17 protein-coding genes are annotated in these 19,611 nt (G+C 71.7%); 11 read left to right on the forward strand and 6 right to left on the reverse strand.

The genetic code is table 11. The annotated features are described in order from the left end of the window. The first annotated feature begins 15 nt into the window (after positions 1-15). On the forward strand, positions 16-717 hold the full coding sequence (locus H0S66_RS18815) for a two pore domain potassium channel family protein (RefSeq protein WP_179616717.1): 702 nt from the start codon (positions 16-18) through the stop codon (positions 715-717). Between the two features lie 3 nt (positions 718-720). Here the strand turns inward: H0S66_RS18815 and uvrB are convergent, their stop codons facing one another. Next, positions 721-2,859: an excinuclease ABC subunit UvrB gene (gene uvrB, locus H0S66_RS18820; RefSeq protein ID WP_179616718.1), complete on the reverse strand. Its 2,139-nt coding sequence runs from the start codon at positions 2,857-2,859 to the stop codon at positions 721-723. Between the two features lie 220 nt (positions 2,860-3,079). Between uvrB and H0S66_RS18825 the strand changes: the two genes are divergently transcribed. The 8 genes from H0S66_RS18825 to H0S66_RS18860 all read left to right on the forward strand — a co-directional run bounded on the left by H0S66_RS18825 (position 3,080) and on the right by H0S66_RS18860 (position 12,302). Beyond that, positions 3,080-4,276 (forward strand): PP2C family protein-serine/threonine phosphatase, encoded by a 1,197-nt coding sequence (locus tag H0S66_RS18825; protein ID WP_179616719.1) that lies wholly within the window; start codon positions 3,080-3,082, stop codon positions 4,274-4,276. Beyond that, positions 4,273-6,270, forward strand: a complete 1,998-nt coding sequence (locus H0S66_RS18830) for a glycosyltransferase family 2 protein (RefSeq protein WP_179616720.1) — start codon at positions 4,273-4,275, stop codon at positions 6,268-6,270. Before H0S66_RS18825 ends, H0S66_RS18830 begins: the two co-directional genes overlap by 4 nt. Then, complete coding sequence (locus H0S66_RS18835) at positions 6,267-6,602, forward strand: STAS domain-containing protein (protein ID WP_179616721.1); 336 nt, start codon at positions 6,267-6,269, stop codon at positions 6,600-6,602. Before H0S66_RS18830 ends, H0S66_RS18835 begins: the two co-directional genes overlap by 4 nt. Next, positions 6,595-7,044 (forward strand): ATP-binding protein, encoded by a 450-nt coding sequence (locus H0S66_RS18840; protein WP_179616722.1) that lies wholly within the window; start codon positions 6,595-6,597, stop codon positions 7,042-7,044. Before H0S66_RS18835 ends, H0S66_RS18840 begins: the two co-directional genes overlap by 8 nt. Then, on the forward strand, positions 7,032-8,432 hold the full coding sequence (locus tag H0S66_RS18845; protein ID WP_179616723.1) for a glycoside hydrolase family 26 protein: 1,401 nt from the start codon (positions 7,032-7,034) through the stop codon (positions 8,430-8,432). The genes H0S66_RS18840 and H0S66_RS18845 overlap by 13 nt, the downstream gene beginning before the upstream one ends. Positions 8,433-8,578: 146 nt before the next feature. Continuing rightward, positions 8,579-10,351, forward strand: a complete 1,773-nt coding sequence (locus tag H0S66_RS18850) for a right-handed parallel beta-helix repeat-containing protein (RefSeq protein ID WP_179616724.1) — start codon at positions 8,579-8,581, stop codon at positions 10,349-10,351. Further along, on the forward strand, positions 10,348-10,995 hold the full coding sequence (locus H0S66_RS18855; RefSeq protein ID WP_179616725.1) for a hypothetical protein: 648 nt from the start codon (positions 10,348-10,350) through the stop codon (positions 10,993-10,995). Before H0S66_RS18850 ends, H0S66_RS18855 begins: the two co-directional genes overlap by 4 nt. 44 nt (positions 10,996-11,039) lie before the next feature. Then, a complete protein-coding gene (locus H0S66_RS18860) occupies positions 11,040-12,302 on the forward strand; it encodes a phospholipase D-like domain-containing protein (protein ID WP_258016999.1) in 1,263 nt (420 codons plus the stop codon). 78 nt (positions 12,303-12,380) lie between these two features. On the opposite strand, the gene H0S66_RS18865 is transcribed toward H0S66_RS18860, so the two are convergent. Next, entirely contained in the window at positions 12,381-13,223 is an 843-nt protein-coding gene (locus tag H0S66_RS18865; protein ID WP_179616726.1) for an SCP2 sterol-binding domain-containing protein, read from the reverse strand. Between the two features lie 116 nt (positions 13,224-13,339). Beyond that, positions 13,340-14,278, reverse strand: coding sequence for a DNA-3-methyladenine glycosylase family protein (locus tag H0S66_RS18870; protein ID WP_179616727.1), 939 nt, complete (start codon positions 14,276-14,278; stop codon positions 13,340-13,342). 52 nt (positions 14,279-14,330) lie between these two features. Here H0S66_RS18870 and H0S66_RS18875 point away from each other — a divergent pair, with 52 nt between their 5' ends. After that, positions 14,331-15,095 carry an enoyl-CoA hydratase/isomerase family protein gene (locus tag H0S66_RS18875; RefSeq protein WP_179616728.1) on the forward strand — a complete coding sequence of 255 codons (765 nt, stop codon included), beginning with the start codon at positions 14,331-14,333 and terminating at the stop codon, positions 15,093-15,095. Positions 15,096-15,100: 5 nt separating this feature from the next. Further along, on the forward strand, positions 15,101-16,624 hold the full coding sequence (locus H0S66_RS18880; protein WP_179616729.1) for an ATP-dependent DNA ligase: 1,524 nt from the start codon (positions 15,101-15,103) through the stop codon (positions 16,622-16,624). Between the two features lie 138 nt (positions 16,625-16,762). Here the strand turns inward: H0S66_RS18880 and H0S66_RS18885 are convergent, their stop codons facing one another. The 3 genes from H0S66_RS18885 to H0S66_RS18895 all read right to left on the reverse strand — a co-directional run bounded on the left by H0S66_RS18885 (position 16,763) and on the right by H0S66_RS18895 (position 19,582). Continuing rightward, on the reverse strand, positions 16,763-17,335 hold the full coding sequence (locus H0S66_RS18885; protein WP_179616730.1) for a hypothetical protein: 573 nt from the start codon (positions 17,333-17,335) through the stop codon (positions 16,763-16,765). Positions 17,336-17,414: 79 nt separating this feature from the next. Beyond that, on the reverse strand, positions 17,415-18,170 hold the full coding sequence (locus H0S66_RS18890; RefSeq protein ID WP_179616731.1) for a hypothetical protein: 756 nt from the start codon (positions 18,168-18,170) through the stop codon (positions 17,415-17,417). Between the two features lie 128 nt (positions 18,171-18,298). Continuing rightward, the gene (locus H0S66_RS18895) at positions 18,299-19,582 is read right to left on the reverse strand and encodes an NRAMP family divalent metal transporter (protein ID WP_218876375.1); all 1,284 of its coding nucleotides are present in this window, start codon (positions 19,580-19,582) and stop codon (positions 18,299-18,301) included. Positions 19,583-19,611 lie beyond the last annotated feature (29 nt).

Genomic DNA, 19,611 nt, shown 5'->3' on the forward strand with positions numbered 1-19,611 from the left:
CCTAGGGTGTCGGGCATGAGGAGCCGGTTCTCACGCGACCCCAGGCCCGACGGGTTCCTGGGGCCGCAGCCCTCCGCGGTGCTGCTGGTCACCCAGGTGCTCGCCGTGATCGCCTACCCGTTCCTGGACACCAGCACCGCCGGGCGCGCCGTGCTCGGCGTCGCCCAGATCGCGGTGGTGGGCGCGGCCCTCGCAGCGGTGCGGCGCACCCCCGCGCTGACCTGGGTCGCCCTGCTCGTCGGGCTGCCCGCCGCCGGCTTCACGGTGGTCGAGGCCCTGACCACCGGCATCGACTGGGTCGTGCTGGTCTCGGCGCTGCTGCACGCGCCGTTCTACTTCTACGTGTCCTACTCGATGGTGCGCTACCTCTTCCACGACGACAAGGTGACCCGGGACGAGCTCTACGCCACCGGCGCCGCCTTCACGGTGGTCGCCTGGGGCTTCGCCTACGTCTACGCCGCCGTGGCCGTCCTGTCGCCCGACTCGTTCTCGGGCGGCTCCGCCTCCGACGGGCAGACCTGGTTCGAGCTGCTCTACCTGTCGTTCTCGGTGCTCACCAGCGTCGGGCTCTCCGACGTGGTGCCGATGGGCTCGCACGCCCGATCGTTCGTGGCGGTCGAGATGGTCGTGGGCGTGCTCTACGTCGCCCTGGTCATCTCGCGCCTGGTCGGGCTGACGGTGAGCCGGCAGGCGATGAAGGCCGCCGACCGCGACTAGCGGTCACTTGGTCGCCTCCATCATCTGGCGCAGCTCCTTCTTCAGCTCGTCGACCTCGTCGCGCAGCCGGGCCGCGAGCTCGAACTGCAGCTCCGCGGCGGCCTCGCGCATCTGGTCGGTGAGGTCCTGGATGAGCTGGGCCAGGTCGGCGCTGGGCATCCCGGCCAGGTCCTTGGCGTGCTGGCCGGCGTCCTTGCCGGTCAGCGCCGGGACCGGCTGCTTGGCCTTGACCCCGCCGGCACGACCCTTGGCCGCGGTGCCGGCCCAGGTCTCGAGGAGCGCCTGGGTGTTCTCGTCCTCGCGCGCCAGCATCTCGGTGATGTCGGCGATCTTCTTGCGCAGCGGCATCGGGTCGACGCCGTGGGCGGTGTTGTAGGCGATCTGCTTGTCGCGGCGCCGGTTGGTCTCCTCGATCGCCGACTCCATGGAGGGGGTGATCTTGTCGGCGTACATGTGCACCTGGCCCGACACGTTGCGGGCCGCGCGGCCGATCGTCTGGATCAGCGACTTGTCGGAGCGCAGGAAGCCCTCCTTGTCGGCGTCGAGGATCGCGACCAGCGAGACCTCGGGCAGGTCGAGGCCCTCGCGCAGCAGGTTGATGCCGACGAGCACGTCGTACTGGCCCAGCCGCAGGTCGCGCAGCAGCTCGATGCGCTTGAGGGTGTCGACCTCGCTGTGCAGGTAGCGGGTGCGGATGCCGGCGTCGAGGAGGTAGTCGGTGAGGTCCTCGGACATCTTCTTGGTCAGCGTGGTGACCAGCACCCGCTCGTTCTTCTGGGTGCGCTCCTTGATCTCGTGGATCAGGTCGTCGATCTGGCCCTTGGTCGGCTTGACGACCACCTCGGGGTCGATCAGGCCGGTGGGCCGGATGATCTGCTCGACCACGTGCGGCGGCGTCGAGCCGCCCACCTTGTCGAGCTCGTAGTCGCCGGGGGTCGCGGAGAGGTAGATGGTCTGCCCGATGCGCTCGAGGAACTCCTCCCACTTCAGCGGCCGGTTGTCCATGGCGCTGGGCAGCCGGAAGCCGTGGTCGACCAGGTTGCGCTTGCGGGACATGTCGCCCTCGTACATGCCGCCGATCTGCGGGACCGCCACGTGCGACTCGTCGACCACGAGCATGTAGTCCTCGGGGAAGTAGTCGAGCAGGCAGTTGGGCGCCGAGCCACGGGCCCGCCCGTCCATGTGCATCGAGTAGTTCTCGATGCCCGAGCAGGAGCCGACCTGCCGCATCATCTCGATGTCGTACGTCGTGCGCATCCGCAGGCGCTGGGCCTCGAGCAGCTTGCCCTGCTTCTCGAAGCTCGCCAGCTGCTCCTCCAGCTCGAGCTCGATGCCGCGGATCGCCCGCTCCATCCGCTCCGGGCCGGCGACGTAGTGGGTGGCGGGGAAGACGTAGAGCTCGGTGTCCTCGGTGATCACCTCGCCGGTGACCGCGTGCAGCGTCATCAGCCGCTCGATCTCGTCGCCGAAGAACTCGATGCGCACCGCGTGCTCCTCGTAGACCGGGAAGATCTCGAGGGTGTCGCCGCGCACCCGGAAGGTGCCACGGGTGAAGGACATGTCGTTGCGCGTGTACTGGATCTCCACCAGCTGGCGCAGGATCGAGTCGCGGTCGCGCTCCTCCCCCACGCGCAGGCGCAGCATCCGGTCGACGTACTCCTGCGGGGTGCCGAGGCCGTAGATGCAGGAGACGGTGCTGACCACGATCACGTCACGGCGCGTGAGCAGCGAGTTGGTCGCCGAGTGGCGCAGCCGCTCGACCTCCTCGTTGATGGAGGAGTCCTTCTCGATGTAGGTGTCGGTCTGGGGGACGTAGGCCTCGGGCTGGTAGTAGTCGTAGTAGGAGACGAAGTACTCGACCGCGTTGTCGGGGAAGAGCTGGCGCAGCTCGTTGGCGAACTGCGCGGCCAGCGTCTTGTTGGGCTGGAGCACCAGCAGCGGGCGCTGCACCTGCTCGGCGACCCAGGCCACGGTCGCCGTCTTGCCGGTGCCGGTAGCGCCCAGGAGCACGACGTCCTGCTCCCCCCCGTTGATCCGCTTGGCGATCTCGGCGATGGCGGCCGGCTGGTCGCCCGCAGGCTGGTAGTCGGAGACGACCTTGAAGGGGGCGACGCGGCGCTCGAGATCGGTGACAGGACGCATGCCCCGAGCCTAGACACGCCCACCGACACCCGCACGGTCCAGGCCGCGGCGAACCGCCGCCAGGACTACGCCGGGCCTGACCGATCGGTCACTTCTGCCCCAGATCCTCCATCCGTGCTCACGCGTCACGCTGGTGCGTGCCTAGGATTCGGGCGGGGGACGGCCGACGCGCCACGGCATGGCCAGGCGACTCCTTCGAGACATGGGGACTGACACAGCAATGACACACCTGGTGGACGAGTCGCGCACCCGTCGCGCCCGCACGGCGGCGAGCCTGGGCCTGCTGGAGGCCGAGCGCAACGCCCGCGTGGACCGCATCACCGCCCTCGCGGCCCGGGTCTTCGGCGTGGAGCTGACGACCGTGACGGTCCTGGACGGCGACCGCGCCACCTTCCCCATCAGCCAGGGTCTGGAGCCCGGCACGACCATGCCGCGCAGCGAGGTCTTCTGCGACCTGACCCAGCGCCTCGGCGAGCCGATGTACGTCGAGGACGCCTCGGCCGACCCGCGCTTCGCCGACTGGCCGATCGTCACCGACGCCGGCATCCGCTTCTACGCCGGCCACCCCCTGCGCGACCACCTCGGCACCGTCGTGGCGACCCTGTGCCTGCTCGACAGCACCCCGCGACGCCTGGGCGCCGACGAGAAGGAGCTGCTCTCCGAGCTCGCCGGCCTCACCGAGACCGAGATGGTCTCCTCGACCGAGATGCGCCTGGCCCAGGAGGCCCAGGCCTCGCTGCTGCCCCAGGGCGTGCTCGAGGTCGACGGCTGGCGGGTCGAGGGCGCCTGCGTGCCGGCGGCGGCCGTGGGCGGCGACTTCTACGACTACCGCGCCACCGGGCGCAGCGCGGTGCTCCGGCTGGCCGACGTGATGGGCAAGGGGACGCCCGCGGCGCTGATCGCCGCCGGGGTGCGTGCGGCCCTGCGGGGCACCGAGGCCGCGGCCGCGGCGGGCGTCGACCTGGGCGTCACCGTGACCCGCACGGCGCGCACCCTCGACGACGACCTGGGGCGCACCGAGTCGTTCGTGACCCTCTTCGAGGCCGTCATCGACCTCGACGACGGCGAGGTGCGCTACGTCGACGCCGGCTGCGGGCTGGCCCTGGTGGTGCGCAACGACGGCCGCGTCGAGTCCCTGCGCAGCAGCGACGGCCCCATCGGCGTCTGGCCCGACGACCACTGGACCGAGCACCGCACCACCCTCGCCCCGGGTGAGCGCCTCGTGGTCGTCAGCGACGGCGTCCTCGACCTCGTGGGCGAGGGCCCTGACGTGGTCGAGCGCATCGCCGAGCTCGTCCTCGACCGCGACGCCGTGCACCGGCTCCCCGAGGTCGTGCGCGAGTCCGACACCACCTCGGCCGTCGACGACGTCACCGTCGTGGTCGCCACCCGGCCCGCGGCAGCGGGTGCGGCATGAGCCGGCGGCTGCTGCTGATCCGGGTCATCGTCGTCGTCACGGCGCTGACCGGCCTCAACTACATCACCTGGCGCTGGCTGTTCTCGATCAACTTCGACGCCTGGTACATCGCCTTCCCGCTGATCCTCGCCGAGACCTACTCGCTCATCGACTCGCTGCTCTTCGGCTTCGGCATCTGGCGGCTCAAGGAGCGCCCCGCGCCTCCCCCGCCGCCCGACGGGCTCACCGTCGACGTCCTCATCACCACCTACAACGAGCCCGTCGACCTGGTCATGACCACCGCGCTGGCCGCCAAGGCGATCCGCTACCCGCACCAGACCTGGATCCTCGACGACGGCAACCGCCCCGAGATGCGCGCCGCGGCCGAGGAGCACGGCATCGGCTGGATCTCGCGCTCCGAGGAGTGGGCCGGGATGCCCCGTCACGCCAAGGCAGGCAACCTCAACAACGCGCTGGTGCAGACCGACGGCGAGTTCCTCCTCATCCTCGACGCCGACCAGGTGCCGACCCCGGAGATGCTCGACGCGACGCTGGGCTACTTCGACGACCCCGAGATGGGGCTGGTCCAGACCCCGCAGTTCTTCGTCAACGTGCCCGAGAGCGACCCGCTCGGCAGCCAGGCGCCGCTGTTCTACGGCCCGATCCAGCAGAGCAAGGACGGCTGGAACTCCGCGTTCTTCTGCGGCTCCAACGCCGTGATCCGGCGCGAGGCGCTGGTCCAGATCGGCGTCGCCAGGTACGCCGGCGAGATCGCCCTGCGGGTCTACCAGACGCTGTACTACGCCACCGGCGTGCTGAAGAAGGCGCGCAAGCAGGTCCCCGCCGAGGAGACCGCGACCCGCGAGGCGCTGCTCGAGGTCGAGGCGCTGGTCCGGGGGGCGCGCAAGGAGCTGGCCGACGGCGAGGCGCTCTTCGACGTCACCTACCGCTTCCAGCGCAGCGTCGACGAGGTGCGTCGCCGGATGGTCGACGCGGACCTCAGCGGGCTGCAGGCCGACCTGGCCGAGATCGCGGCCCTGGGCGCCGCCGAGGGCGACCAGGACTTCTCCCTCGACGACAACCAGGAGGCCCTGGCCCGGCTGGCCGAGCGCGACTGGTCGCCGATGGGAGCCATCGAGTCGGTCACCGCGCTGGTCGACGCGGTCGACGTCGACCGCGGCGGCGAGGCCCAGGCGGTGATGCCGATGGCGACCATCTCGGTCACCGAGGACATGGCCACCTGCATGCGCATGCACGGCCTGGGCTGGAAGTCGGCCTACCACGACACCCCGCTGGCCTTCGGCCTCGCACCCGAGGACCTCAAGACGATGCTCACCCAGCGGCTGCGCTGGGCCCAGGGCACGATGCAGGTGATGTTCCGGGAGAACCCGCTGACCCAGAAGCGGCTGTCGTGGCCGCAGCGGCTCATGTACTTCTCCACGATGTGGAGCTACCTCTCGGGCTTCGCGGCCATCGTCTACCTCGCCGCGCCCGTGCTCTTCCTGGTCTTCGGCGTGCTGCCGGTGCAGGCCCTGAGCAGCGACTTCTTCCTGCGCCTGATCCCCTTCCTGGTCATCAACCAGCTGCTCTTCATCGTCGTCTCCGACGGCAGACCGACCTGGCGGGGCATGCAGTACTCCCTGGCGCTCTTCCCGACCTGGATCCGCGCCTTCACCTCCGCCTTCGGCAACGTCTTCATGGGGCGCAGCCTCGACTTCGCGGTCACGCCGAAGGAGAAGCAGGACCCCACGGGGCCGGCGTACCACCTGATCAAGCCGCAGCTGTTCGCGATCGGGGCCCTGCTCCTGGCCGTGGTCATCGGCACGGTGCGGATGATCACGGGCGACGCCGAGGTGCTGCCGACCCTGTTCAACTTCGTCTGGGTGGGTCTCGACCTGGCCCTGATCTCCGTGATCGTCCAAGCCGCGCGCTACCGGGGCTTCGAACCCGGTAGTGCCACGTCCCTGCCCGCGACGGCCCAGGCCGCGCTGCGCAACCGAGAGGAAGCCTCATGATCGAGTTCGACGTCCGCACGCTGGACACCGGGGTCGGGGTCGTCACCCCCCGCGGACGCCTCAACATGGTCGCGGCACGCCAGTTCAAGACCATCCTGGGCGAGCTCGTCGCCGGCGGGACCCACCGGATCGTGGTCGACCTGGCCGAGACCGACTTCATCGACTCCTCGGGCCTCGGCGCCCTCATCGGCGGGGTCAAGCAGACCCGCCAGCAGGGCGGCGACCTGCGCATCGCGCGCCCCACCGAGAGCGTCATGGGCGTCCTGGAGCTGACCAACCTGGCCCGGGTCCTGCGCCCGCGCGACGCGGTCGACACGGCGTTCGATGACTGACCGGCTGCTGCCCGGCCTGGAGGCCGTGCTGCAGTCCGAGGTCCCCACCACCCTCGAGGGCGTCGACGCGGTGCACGACCTGCTGGCAGCCTTCTGGGAGCAGGAACCCGAGGTGCCCGACCTGTGCCGGATGCGCGTGGAGACCGCGGTCGTCGAGGTGGTCGCCAACATCGTCGAGCACGCCTTCGCCGCCGACCAGACCAGCGGGGCCGACGGCCAGCACCGACGGCTGACCATCGCCGTGGGCCGCGAGGACGCCAGCATCGTGGTGGCCTGCCGCGACAACGGCCTGCCCGCCGCCATCGACCTGAGCGACGTGACCATGCCCGACGACGACGCGGAGTCCGGGCGCGGCCTGGCCATGGCGATCCAGGTCCTCGACGAGCTGCGCTACGAGCACCGCGAGGGCCGCAACTTCTGGAGGCTCACGTGCACGATGTGACCCGCACCGGCCACCGACCCCTGGGGGCGTCCGGACTGGCGGCAGGCCTGCTCGCCGCCTCGCTGGCGCTCGTCCCCCCGACGGCGCACGCGGCGGACGGGCCCACGGACCTGCCCGAGGCGGGCACGGCCTGGTTCGGCGCCGAGCTCGACTGGGACGGCGACTCCCCCAGCCGCTACACCGACCGCCTCGGCACCGACGTCTCGCTGCTCGCCCGGCCCGTGGCCTACCCCCTCACCGAGGGCTCGCGCGCGGCGCTGGGCGACCTGGCGCGCACCTCCGCCGAGCAGGGCGCGATGAGCGTGGTCGACCTGCAGCCCGCGGCGGCCCTCGACGACCTCGACACCGAGGACGCCGAGGAGCTCGTCGAGGAGCTCGACGAGCTCGGCGCCGAGCACGGCAGCCGGTTCCTGCTGCGCTTCGCGCCCGAGATGAACGGCACCTGGACCCCCTGGGGCCAGCAGCCGACGGCGTACGTCGCCGCCTTCCGCCAGCTCGCCGACGTGGTCCACGACGAGGCCGACGCGGCGTGGACCGTCTGGGCGCCGGCGTACGGCGCCGGCTACCCCTTCGGCGGCGCCATCAACGGGGTGCGCCGCGGCAGCACCGTCACCAGCGCAGCGACCGCACGCGACGCCGAGCGCCTCGACAGCAACGGTGACGGCGAGCTGGGCACCGGCGACGACCCCTACGGGCCCTACTACCCCGGCGACGCCGCGGTCGACTGGGTCGGCCTGAGCATGCTGCGCTACGGGGTCGACCAGCGCTTCGGCGCCAACCTCGAGCCCACCGCCGACGAGCTGCAGGCGAGGCTCGACGAGGAGTTCGGCTACGCCTCGCCCACCGGCCGGCGCAGCTTCTACGCACGCTTCGCCGGCGGCCGTGACCAGCCGATGATGCTGAGCACCGGGGCGCTCTTCAACCCCGCAGGCACGGGGGCCAGCGAGCGCGACGTGAAGCGGGCCTGGCTGCAGCGGGTGGCCAACGCCGTGCGCTTCCGCCCCCGGCTGCAGGCGGTGGTCTGGCTCGAGGACGCCCGCTACGAGCCCGAGGTCGGCGGTCAGGTCCGCTGGGGTCTGACCCCCACCCGCGAGCTGGCCGCCACCAACGGCCGCATCCTCGAGCGCGGGCCCTTCGACCTGGGACCGGCGGTCACGCCGCCGGAGGACGACGACCGACCGTCCGCGCGAGGCGGGTCCGGGGGCGACGACGCGTCGCAGGACGCAGCGGACGACGAGGCAGGACGCTCCCTGCTGGAGCGGGCCGAGGAGACCACCGGCGTCCCCGTCGAGGGCGCGGCGTCGTTGCTGGGCGCCGTGGCGCTGCTCCTCGGGGTCGGTCTGGCGCTGCGCGCGCGCCGACGCCGGATGCGTCCGCCCTGGCTGTGAGGCCCGGAGCGTGGGGCCCGGGTGGTCCAGTCCACCCCGGGTCCGCACCACTGGAACGAGAGTGATCTTTAACTTTCTCTTCCACAACGTGAACATCAGTCATATATTCGGCGCACGCTCCCTCCCCCTCCCCCGAGGAGTTCCACGTGCGCTTCGCCGTTCGGCTGCTCTGCCTGTCCCTCATCGCCTTCACGCTCACCTTCGCGGCCTCGTCGCCGGTGGCCGCCCACGAGGAGCGTGAGTCCCAGTTCCCCGCCGGCGACGGCACGGTCCCGACCAAGCGGTCGCTCGCGCAGGCGGCGGACGTGATCGTGGTCTGCAAGGCGGACTCCCGCAAACGCATCAAGAAGCTGCCCGGCAAGAAGCTGCGCGCCTTCAACCTCAAGCTGCTCAAGCAGTGCGAGCACCGGCACATGCAGGCGGCCGTGGACGCGGTGAAGAAGCAGCGCACCAACATCTACGTGCTGCCCGGCCTCTACCGCGAGCAGCCGAGCTGGGACAAGCCCTGCATGGACGCGTACGAGGGGGGCATCGTCGAGTACGACTTCATCGTCTCCTGCGGCGAGGTGGTCAACCTGGTCACGATCGCCGGCGACGACCCTGACGACCCGGACATCAAGTGCGACAACCAGCTGTGCGACCTGCAGATGATCGGCACCGGCGCGAGCCCCCGCGACGTCACCCTCAGGGGCGGCTACCGCGAGGACGGCGACTGGATCAAGCACAACGGCATCAAGGCCGACCGCGCCGACGGCTTCTACCTCTCCAACATGCGGGCCATGCTCTTCCGCGAGAACGCCTTCTACGTCCACGAGACCGACGGCTACGTGCTCGACCGCTTCGAGGGCTCGCACAACGACCTCTACGGCGTGCTGACCTTCACCTCCGACCACGGGGTCATCTCCAACTGCAACGCCCACCACAACGGCGACTCGGGCGTCTACCCGGGCTCCGCGGCGGACGTGAACTCCACCAGCAGGAACACCGGTCCGCTGAACCGCTGGGCCACCGAGGTCGTCAACTGCAACCTGCACCACAACGCGCTCGGCATGTCGGGCACCGCCGGCAACTCGCTCTACGTCCACAACAACCGGATCCACCACAACGGGCTCGGCTTCATCGTGGAGTCGATCCTCGGCGGCCACCCGGGCATGCCCCAGGACCACGGCTGGTTCGAGGACAACAAGATCTACAGCAACAACGAGAACTACTACGAGAAGTACGTCCAGGGCGAGGACGCCCCGTGCCAGTCCCGGGTCGCGCGCGAGGTGGGCCACCACAAGGGCGTCGTGTGCCCCGCCTTCGGCTTCCCCGTCGGCACCGGCGGCATCATCGTGGGCAACCACAACTTCATCAACTCCAACCAGGTCTGGGACAACTGGCGCCAGGGCTTCATGCTCTTCTGGGTCCCGCCGGCCCTCCTGCGCGGCGACTACAACCCGCTGCACCAGCAGGACAACTCCAACCACAACGCCTTCACCAAGAACGAGCTCGGCTACTCGCCGAAGGGCAAGGTCCTGCCCAACGGCATCGACTTCTACTGGGACGAGGCCGGCGACGGGAACTGCTGGCAGGACAACCTGACCGCCCCGGGCAAGGAGGTCACGCACAACTACGCCATCGACCTCCCCGACTGCGGCAACCCCTCGCAGTGGCCCATCGGCAACCTGATCAAGACCACCCAGCTGATCCCGTGCGCGACGTACGACCGCCGCTCCGAGCCCGACCCGGCCGGCTGCGACTGGCTCGACACCCCCGAGAAGCCCTCCTCCGACTCCGGTTCCGCGGGCTCCCGGGCCAGCGAGCAGCCGGGCGACGGGCCCGGCGCGCCGGCGGCGCTCCTGGCGGTCACCCTGGTGGGCACCCTGGGCATCCGCCTGGCCAGCGCTCGCCGTCAGCGGGCCAAGGCCGACCAGTGAGCCTGCAGACCGCACCCCGGGTCGAGCGCGCCCCGGTCGCGCTCGACCTCGGTCGCGGTCCCGGCCCCGGCACCGCGACCGGGGCCGGGCCGGGGGCCCGTCGGGGTCGACGTCGGCTGCTCGCCGCGGCGCTCGGCACGGCCGCGACGCTCGCGGTCGGCTGGGCGCTGGCACCCCACCTCGTCACCCTGGACTCCCCCGAGGTGGCGCTCGACCCCACCGCCGGCCTCTTCGTCGACGGCTACGGCGACACCGGCACCTACGCCCTGCACTACCGCTACGGCCAGGAGGTCGAGCTCACGGTGCCGCTCAGCAACGCCTCGGCGGTGCCGTGGCGGGTCACCGACGTCGAGCTGGTCGAGCCGACCTACCCGCTCCTGGAGCCCGTGGGGGGCACCGTCGAGCCGGTGACGCTCGCGCCGTACGGCGACGGCGAGGTCAGCCTGGTCTTCGAGTACGCCAACTGCCGCTACTACCACGAGCGCGCCAACAACTCCTACGAGCAGGTGCGGGTCTCCGGCACGGTGCTGGGCCGGGAGACCTCCGTGCTGGTGGACCTCGCGGTGCCCCTGGTGGTGCACAGCCAGGTCATCCTCAACTGCCCCGAGCGGACCCTCGTCCGGGGCGACGACGTACGGAGCTGACAGGCCTGCAGGGACCTCGTGCGGCCGGGTACTACCGTGTGGGCGTGATCCACAGCCACGAACCCCTGGCCGCACGGGTGCTGCGGGTCGTGCGGCGCACGCTGCTGACCATCGTGGGCGTGCAGCTGGCGCTCGCGGTGGGCATGTCGGTGGTCGACTCCTACCGCCGGCGCGGCAAGAAGCCCAAGCCGTTCCCCACCACGCCGCCGCGCACCGTGGAGATCGGCGGGGGCACGCTGACGACCTACACCTACGGCAGCGACCTCTACCCCGACATGCTCGCGGCCATCGAGGGCGCCCAGCGCCAAGTCTTCTTCGAGACCTACATCTGGAAGGGCGACGCGACCGGCGAGCGGTTCAAGAAGGCGCTCGCCGACGCGGCGGCCCGCGGCGTCGACGTCTACTGCATCTACGACGGCTTCGCCAACCTCGTGGTCTCCCCCGTCTTCAAGCACTTCCCGCGCTCGATGAAGGTGCTGCGCTACCCGGTGTACGCCGCCGGCCTGCGCTTCTTCGACCTGCGCCGCTACGGGCGCGACCACCGCAAGATCCTGGTGGTCGACGGCGAGGTCGGCTTCGTGGGCGGGTTCAACATCGGCGACCCCTACGAGAAGGAGTGGCGCGACACCCACGTGCGGGTCACCGGGCCCGGGGTGTGGGACCTCCAGCGCGCCTTCGCCGACTTCTGGAACCTCAACCGGCGCCGCCGCCTCGGCCACAGCGCGCGGCCGCTGCTGCTGGAGACCGCCTCGTCGTGGGAGTCGCGCATCCGCTTCCAGCGCAACGTGCCGCGGCTGTGGATGTTCCCGATCCGCTCGATGTACCTCGAGGCCATCAACCGGGCCAGCCGCAACATCTGGCTGACCACGGCCTACTTCCTGCCCGACCCCGACTTCGTCGACGCCCTCAAGGACGCCGCGCGCCGCGGCGTCGACGTACGCCTGCTGGTGCCGCTGAAGTCGAACCACATCGTGGCCGACTGGATCTCGCGCGGGTACTTCTCCCACCTGCTCGAGGCCGGGGTGCGGATCTTCCGCTACCGCGACGCGATGGTGCACGCCAAGACCGCGACGGTCGACGGCACCTGGACCACCGTGGGCACCGCCAACATCGACCGGCTCAGCCTCAGCGGCAACTACGAGATCAACGTGGAAGCCATCGACACCGGCTTCGCCCGGACCATGGAGGAGATCTTCACCGTCGACGAGTCGAACTGCCTGGAGCTGACGATCGGCGAGTGGGAGGCGCGCGACCTGCACCGCAAGTTCACCGAGTTCGTGCTGGCCCCGCTGCGCCCCCTCCTCTGACCAGGCCCACTTCACGCTGACCCGTCCCAAATCTCACGCCCACCCGTCCCAAATCTCGCGCTGACCCGGCGCGAACTGTCACTCGACCGCGCAGGGGATGTCGAGCACGGCGAGGAGCTGCAGCGCCTTGGCCTTGTCCCCCTTGACCCTGAGCTGACCCTTGAGCACCCCGGTGACCGGCTTGAGGTGGCCGGTCGCCAGGCGCAGGAAGTCGTGCGCCTCGCAGGTGATGGTCGCGTCGCGGCGCTCGGGCACCTCGGTGTCGGCCAGGCCGGGGCCCACGGTGCGGCAGGTCCCGCCGGCGACGTGGACGACGTACCGCTCGGTCTCGCCGTCGTCGCGGCCGGTGAGCCGGAAGCCGACCGTCAGGTCGCAGCGGGCGGCCTTGCGGGCGTCGAGGAAGGACGGCAGCCGGGTGAAGACCTCCTCGAGCACGACGGCACGGAAGCCACCGGCCATCACGGCGCGCAGGTGCGAGGTGGGGACGCCGACGAGCGCGCACGCCACGGCGACCGGGTCGAGGGCGCGCGGGTCGACGGCGACGGGGTCGGCCTCGGTGCCGGGGACGACGAACACCCCACCGAGTGCCAGTGCCATCTCGGCGTCGCCCTCGACCGCCAGCCGACCGCTCAGCAGGTCGAGGCCGGCGTTGGCGATGCCGCCGAGGAGGTCGGCCAGGTGGCTCGCCGGCAGCCGGAGGACGACGTCGACCGGTGCGTCGGGCTCGGGCAGCACCTCGACCACGCCACCGGCGAGCGTGGCCGCGACCCGGGTGACGACGTCGCCGTCGTGGGTGAGGTCGAAGCGCACGCTGCCCCGCAGCGCCGCGAGCCGGTCGGGCAGGGCGTGCTCGGGCAGGCGCTCCACCAGCGCGACCGCCGCGGCCCGGTCCAGCGGCGCCGATCCTGGTGTCTGCGTCACAGTGTCACAGTAACCACGCCCGCAGCCGCTCGTCGCCGGTTCAGGCCGGGTCGGCGCGAGATATGGGACGGGTCGGCGCGAGATTTGCGACGGGTCGGCGCGAGGTGTGGGCCTGGTCAGGGGCCGGTGACGCGGGCGGGGAGGTGGGTGCGGGGCGACATCCGGGCCCCGTGGCGGGGTCGGTGCAGCCCGGCCAGCCCGATCAGCGTCGGCACCCGGCCGCGCTGCGGGCGCCAGGGCTCGAGGTAGTCGGCCATCTCCTCGTCGGTGAAGGGGGTGCCGGTCAGCGCCCACCCGACGTCCTTGGCCACGTGGTAGTCCCCGAAGGAGACCGCGTCGGGGTCGCCGAAGGCACGCTGGCGCACCTCGGCGCAGGTCCACACACCGATGCCGGGCAGGCTGCTGAGGCGGCGCTCGGCCTCCTCGGGCGGCAGCGCGGCGGTGCGCTCGAGCGACTCGGCGACCCGGGCCGCGGTGACGATGGTGCGCGAGCGGGCCGGGTCGATGTGCATCTTGAGCCACTCCCACGACGGCACCGTGCGCAGCTGGGCCGGTGTCGGCTGGACCCACAGCCGCAGGTCGGCGCCCGGCCCGGGCGCCCGCTCGCCGCGACGGTGCACGAGCATCCGGAACCCGGCGAAGGCCTCCTGGCCGGTCACCTTCTGCTCGATGATCGAGGGCACCAGCGACTCCATGACCAGCCCGGTGCGCCCGAGGCGGGCGTGCGGGTGGCGGCGCCGGGCCTCCACGAGCACCGGGTGACGGGGCTCGAAGGCGCTCCAGTCGTCGTCGGCGCCGAGCAGCGCCGGCACGGCGTCGAGCATCCACTCCGCGCCGCTCCCCCAGGCCCGGGCGTGCACCTCGCCGGCGCCGGGCCGCGCCTCGAGCGAGAGCGTCGCCGGCCCCTCCGGCGTACGCACGCCGCGCCAGATCCGCCCCGCCTCGTCGACCCGGTACGTCGGGTCGCCGCGACCGCGGCGCTGCTGCCCGGCGACCGAGGCGACCTGGCAGGGCCAGTCGGGTCGCCAGGTGCGGCTGCGGGGTTCCGGGCTCACCGGCCCGACGGTACGGGATGTAACACGTTCTAGTTCTGGGTAGTCTCCCGGCATGGTCCTGCAGATCCACGACGAGCACCGCGTGCGCACCCTGACCCTCGACCGGCCCGAGGCGCTCAACGCCTTCGACGAGGCGCTCTACGACGCCACCGCCGACGCGCTGCTGGCCGCCGCCGAGGACCCCGAGGTCGCGGTGGTGCTGCTGACCGGGGCCGGGCGCGCCTTCAGCGCGGGCACCGACCTGCGCGAGATGCAGCTGATCGCCACCGACCCCGCCTTCGAGCGCGGGCGGCACGGGTTCCCTGGGCTGCTCGACGCGCTCGTCGCCTTCCCCAAGCCGCTGGTCGTCGCGGTCAACGGCATCGGGCTGGGCATCGGGGCGACGGTCCTGGGCTTCGCCGACCTGGCGTTCATGTCGAGCACGGCGCGGCTGCAGTGCCCCTTCACCGCGCTCGGTGTGGCGCCCGAGGCGGCCTCCTCGTACCTGCTCCCCCGGCTGATGGGCCACCAGGCCGCGGCCTGGATGCTGCTGTCGTCGGAGTGGATCAGCGCCGACGACGCGCTGGCCGCGGGTCTCGTGTGGCGCGTCTGCGAGCCCGACGACCTGCTGCCGCAGGCGCGGGCCCACGCCGAGGCCCTGGCGCGGCGCCCGGTGGTGTCGCTGGTGGCGGTCAAACAGGCGATGACGGCTCCGTTGCGCGCCGGGATCGACGCTGCGCGCGGGCGCGAGAACGCCGCCTTCGCCGAGCTGATGGGCGGCCCGGCCAACCTGGAGGCCCTGGCCGCCTTCGCTGGTCGGCGCCAGCCTGTTCAATAGCCGGCATGCTGCTCGCCGACGTCGTCACCACCTCCCAGGCCGTCGCCGCCACCCGCTCGCGCAAGGACAAGGTCGCCGCACTGGCCGACCTGCTGGGCCGCACCGGTCCCGCCGAGGCCGAGACGGTCGCGGCGTACCTCGGCGGCACGCTGCGGCAGCGGCGTACGGGGCTGGGCTGGAAGTCGCTGGGCGACCTGCCCGAGCCCGCCGTCTCCCCCTCCCTCGAGGTGCTGGAGGTCCACGAGCACTTCGAGGCGGTCGCGGCGCTGGCCGGTCCGGGGTCGGCCGGCGCCCGGGCGGCGGCGGTGCAGAGCCTCTTCGGGCGGGCCACCGCCGAGGAGCAGCGGTGGCTGCGCGGGGTGGTCACCGGCGAGCTGCGCCAGGGCGCCCTCGACGCGCTGGTGCAGGAGGCGGTCGCGCGGGCCGCCGACGTGCCGCTGCCCCTCGTACGCCGCGCCGCGATGCTGTCGGGCTCGACGGTCGCGGTGGTCGTGGCGGCGCTGACCGAGGGCGAGGAGGCGCTCCGCGCGATCGGGCTGGAGGTGATGCGCCCGGTGCTGCCGATGCTGGCGGGCTCGGCCACCGACGTGGCGGCGGCGATGGCCAAGGCACGGGGCGTGGCCGAGGCGGGCGGCGAGGTCGTCGTCGACACCAAGCTCGACGGCATCCGGGTCCAGGTCCACCGCGACGGCGACGCGGTGCGCGTGGCCACGCGCAGCCTCGAGGACATCACCGCCCGTCTCCCCGAGGTCGTCGAGGTGGCGCGCGCGCTGCCGGCCAGCCGCTTCGTGCTCGACGGGGAGGCGCTCGCGCTCGACGACGCCGGTCGGCCGCGCCCCTTCCAGGAGACCTCGTCGCGCACCGCCCAGTCGGCGGGCGTGCAGGTCACTCCGTTCTTCTTCGACGTGCTCCACGTCGACGGCACCGACCTGCTCGACGCCCCCGGCCGCGAGCGCCTCGACGCGCTGCACGCGCTGGTGCCCGAGCAGCACCGGGTGGCCGGTCTGCGCACCGCCGACACCGCCGCGGCCGAGGCGTTCCTCGCCGAGGCGCTGGCGGCCGGCCACGAGGGCGTGGTGGTCAAGAGCCTGGAGGCGCCGTACGCCGCCGGGCGCCGCGGGTCGGGCTGGGTCAAGGTCAAGCCCGTGCACACCCTCGACCTGGTCGTCCTGGCCGTGGAGTGGGGTTCGGGCCGGCGGCGCGGCAAGCTCTCCAACCTGCACCTGGGTGCGCGCGACCCCGAGGGCGGGTTCGTGATGCTGGGCAAGACCTTCAAGGGGATGACCGACGAGATGCTCGACTGGCAGACCGAGCGGTTCCTCGCCCTGGAGACGCACCGCGAGGGCCATGTCGTGCACGTGCGGCCCGAGCAGGTGGTCGAGATCGCGATCGACGGGGTGCAGCGATCGACGCGCTACCCCGGCGGCGTCGCGCTCAGGTTCGCCAGGGTGGTCCGCTACCGCGACGACAAGACCGCTGCCGAGGCCGACCCCGTGGAGAGCGTGCAAGCCCGGTTGTCAGGAGCCTGACCGCGCGAGCGTCCGCTCGTGCTCGCGGCACCCGCACGGCGCCGATGCACAGCGCTGTCACGGCGAATCCAGCTGAGAACACGACACCCCACGCAAGAGGCGCGAACAGCAACGCGATCGGTGCCGCCAGGATCAAGCTCAGGATGTAGCCAGTCTCCAGCGCCGAGGGCGGGGGGCGGTCGGCAGCAGCGCCAGCGCAGCCACTTCGACTCCGAGGCCGATGAGGGTGCCGTGCGGGAAGTATCCGAACGCGGCTGTGGACGTCACGGCGACCAGGAGCGTGCAGGCCAACAGCGTCCACCACCAGGGCGGGAAGTGCCTGGACCTGGCGGAGATCGCCGCTGGGATGGCGGCGAGCGGGATCGCGAGCAACACGAAGATCTCGGCACCCCACAGGCTGTGCCACGGATCGGGAGCGCCCTCTGCCAGGTAGCTGGTCACGGACACCGGGGCGCCCAGGAGGAACAAGACCCCCACGAGGCCGGGCAGCCTGCCGTAGCCGAGCAGCGGCCAACCGATCAGGAGCCATGCAGGAACCAGCAGCACTCCTGCCCAGGCGTACAGCTCGAGCCCGCCGGCGCCGTCGAGCTCCCGCACCAAGCCGTAGACGGGCAGACTCTCGGCCGAGAGCGCCCACGTCGGTGCATCCTGTCCGTCCCAGGCGACCAGCTGCGGGGGAAGCAGGAACAGCGCCCAGGCTGCTCCTGTCACCGCCGAGACCGTCGCCCAGGGGCGGCGTCGTCCCGCCGGGAGGGACTGTCCCTGCTGGCGCTGCGAGGCCGATCGGCCCTCAGCCGAGGGCGTCAAGATCGTTGCGCAGGTCGATGAGAGCTGCGACGCAGAGGACCGCGAGGCCGGCCCGCAGGAACCAGGCTGGCCAGGGGCTGAGGAGGAGGGCGCGACCGGTGTCGTAGCCGCGCAGCGAGCGGAGCGCGGTGAAACCCGCCGCCAGCGCAAGGGTCACCGGGAGCAGGAGGACCCATGGGGCGAGCCCGATCGCCATGAGCCAGCTGGGCGGACGCCAGCGTTCGAGGGCGCGTTCTCCGAGGACGTGCAGCAGTGCGACGTAGACGGCTGGGAGAGCGATGAAGAGACCCGCGGCGAGCCACAACGGCTCCAGGAGCCGGAAGTCCACTCCGTCCGTGTGGACCACGATGGCCCCGACCACGACGGCGGGACCGAGCGAGACCGTCAGGAGGCGGAACCAGGAGGGCCCGATGATCAGGCCGCGGACGACGACGTAGAACCCGGCACCGATCACTCCGAGCTGCAACCCGGCCAGCATCAGCTGAGCGGAGCCCGACAGGGTCACCTGACCCATCATGAAGCCGTCGTCGCTGGTCACTCCGGTGGCGTCGGGGTTGAGGGCGGCGAGCAGGAACATCGCGAGTCGTCCGACCACCCCGACGACGAACGCACCGCAGGCTCCGCCCACCACCGTGAGCACGGACAGGGTTCTGGCGGCGCCGAGCAGGTCGTCGCGCCACGGCGTTCGTGGTGTCCCGGCTAGCGCTGCACTCGTCATTCGGCCCTCCCAGATCGCCATGGTGGAGGACGATCACTGGCGCAGCCATGCCCCGAACTAGTCATTGCACCCCAGCGACGTCGAGCAGGCCTACGAGTCCTTCGACCTCCTCGACAGGCTCATCGGCTGACCCCGGCGCGCGGCCACGGTCAGCCGAGGACGCCGGCGAAGTCGAGCAGGAACAGCCCGGCGAAGCCGGCCAGGTAGACGAGCCCGGCGTACGACAGGTAGCGCAGGCCGGGGCTGAGCGAGCCCTCCCCGCGGACCAGGCTGAAGTTGAGCCAGGCGAAGACGGGGGCGGTGAGGAAGGCGCTGATCATCGCGAAGGTGAGCATGGTGGCCAGCGAGGCGCTCATCGCGACGACGATGACCAGCCCGACGCCGGTGATGCCGCTGACCCACAGGTTGAGCGAGCCACGGCTGAACTCGGTCTCGCCGCGCAGGAGGCGCAGCGACTCCGCGCACGCCCGGGCGTAGCCGTCGATGACGGTGATGACCGTGCCGTACATGCAGGCGAAGGCGATCGCCGCCATGAGCGGCACCGCCCACTGCCCGATGGCCGTGCCGTACATCTGCAGCAGCTGGTCGACGTACGCCCCGCCCTGGCTGGCGACCTCGACACCGGAGCCGTACTGCACGAGCGCGCCGAGGGAGAGGAAGAACAGGGCGAGCACGGCCGAGGTGGCGTAGCCGACGTTGAAGTCGAAGAGCACGTCCTTGGCGCGGCTGGGGTGCAGCTTCTGCTTGGCCTGGATCCACAGCGAGTTCAGCGCGCTGATCTCGATCGGCGCCGGCATCCAGCCCATCAGCGCCACCAGGAAGGGCAGCGTCGCCCAGGTCCACGGCGTCGGCTCCACGAAGCCGGCGACCCGCTCCGAGCCGGCCGAGGCCGCCATGAAAGTGGCCGTGATGGTGGCCAGGGTCAGCGTGACGATGATGACCTTCGTGACCGCGTCGAGGGCCCGGTAGTGGCCCGCGACCAGCAGCAGCCACGCCGAGGCCATCATCGCCGTGGCCAGCGCCGGGATGCCGGGAGCCCAGGCGTCGGGGAGCATGAAGCCGAGGATCACCGCCCCCAGCAGGCCGACCCCCGCGGTGGAGATCACCGAGCTGACCGTGGCCAGCACGAAGAACACCCACAGGTACCCGCGACCCTTGCGTGCGTACCCCTCGACGAGCGACCGGCCGCTCTCGACTGTGTACTGCGGGCCGAAGCGGAAGAAGGGGTACTTCAGCAGGTTGGCCAGGACGATGACGAAGGCCAGCTGCCAGCCGAAGCGGGCGCCGGCCTGGGTCGAGGAGATCAGGTGGGAGCCACCGATCGCCGCCGAGGCCATCAGGATGCCGGGCCCGAGCGCAGCCAGCCTGGCGGCCCAGACACCGGTCTCGCGCTGCTCTCCCGAGGTCGCAGGGCGCTCTGCCGTCTTTGCCATTGGCCGAAGTTAGCACCGGGCGGCCGGCG

Origin of the sequence: Nocardioides marinisabuli, from assembly GCF_013466785.1 — a bacterium.
Lineage (GTDB): Bacteria > Actinomycetota > Actinomycetes > Propionibacteriales > Nocardioidaceae > Nocardioides > Nocardioides marinisabuli.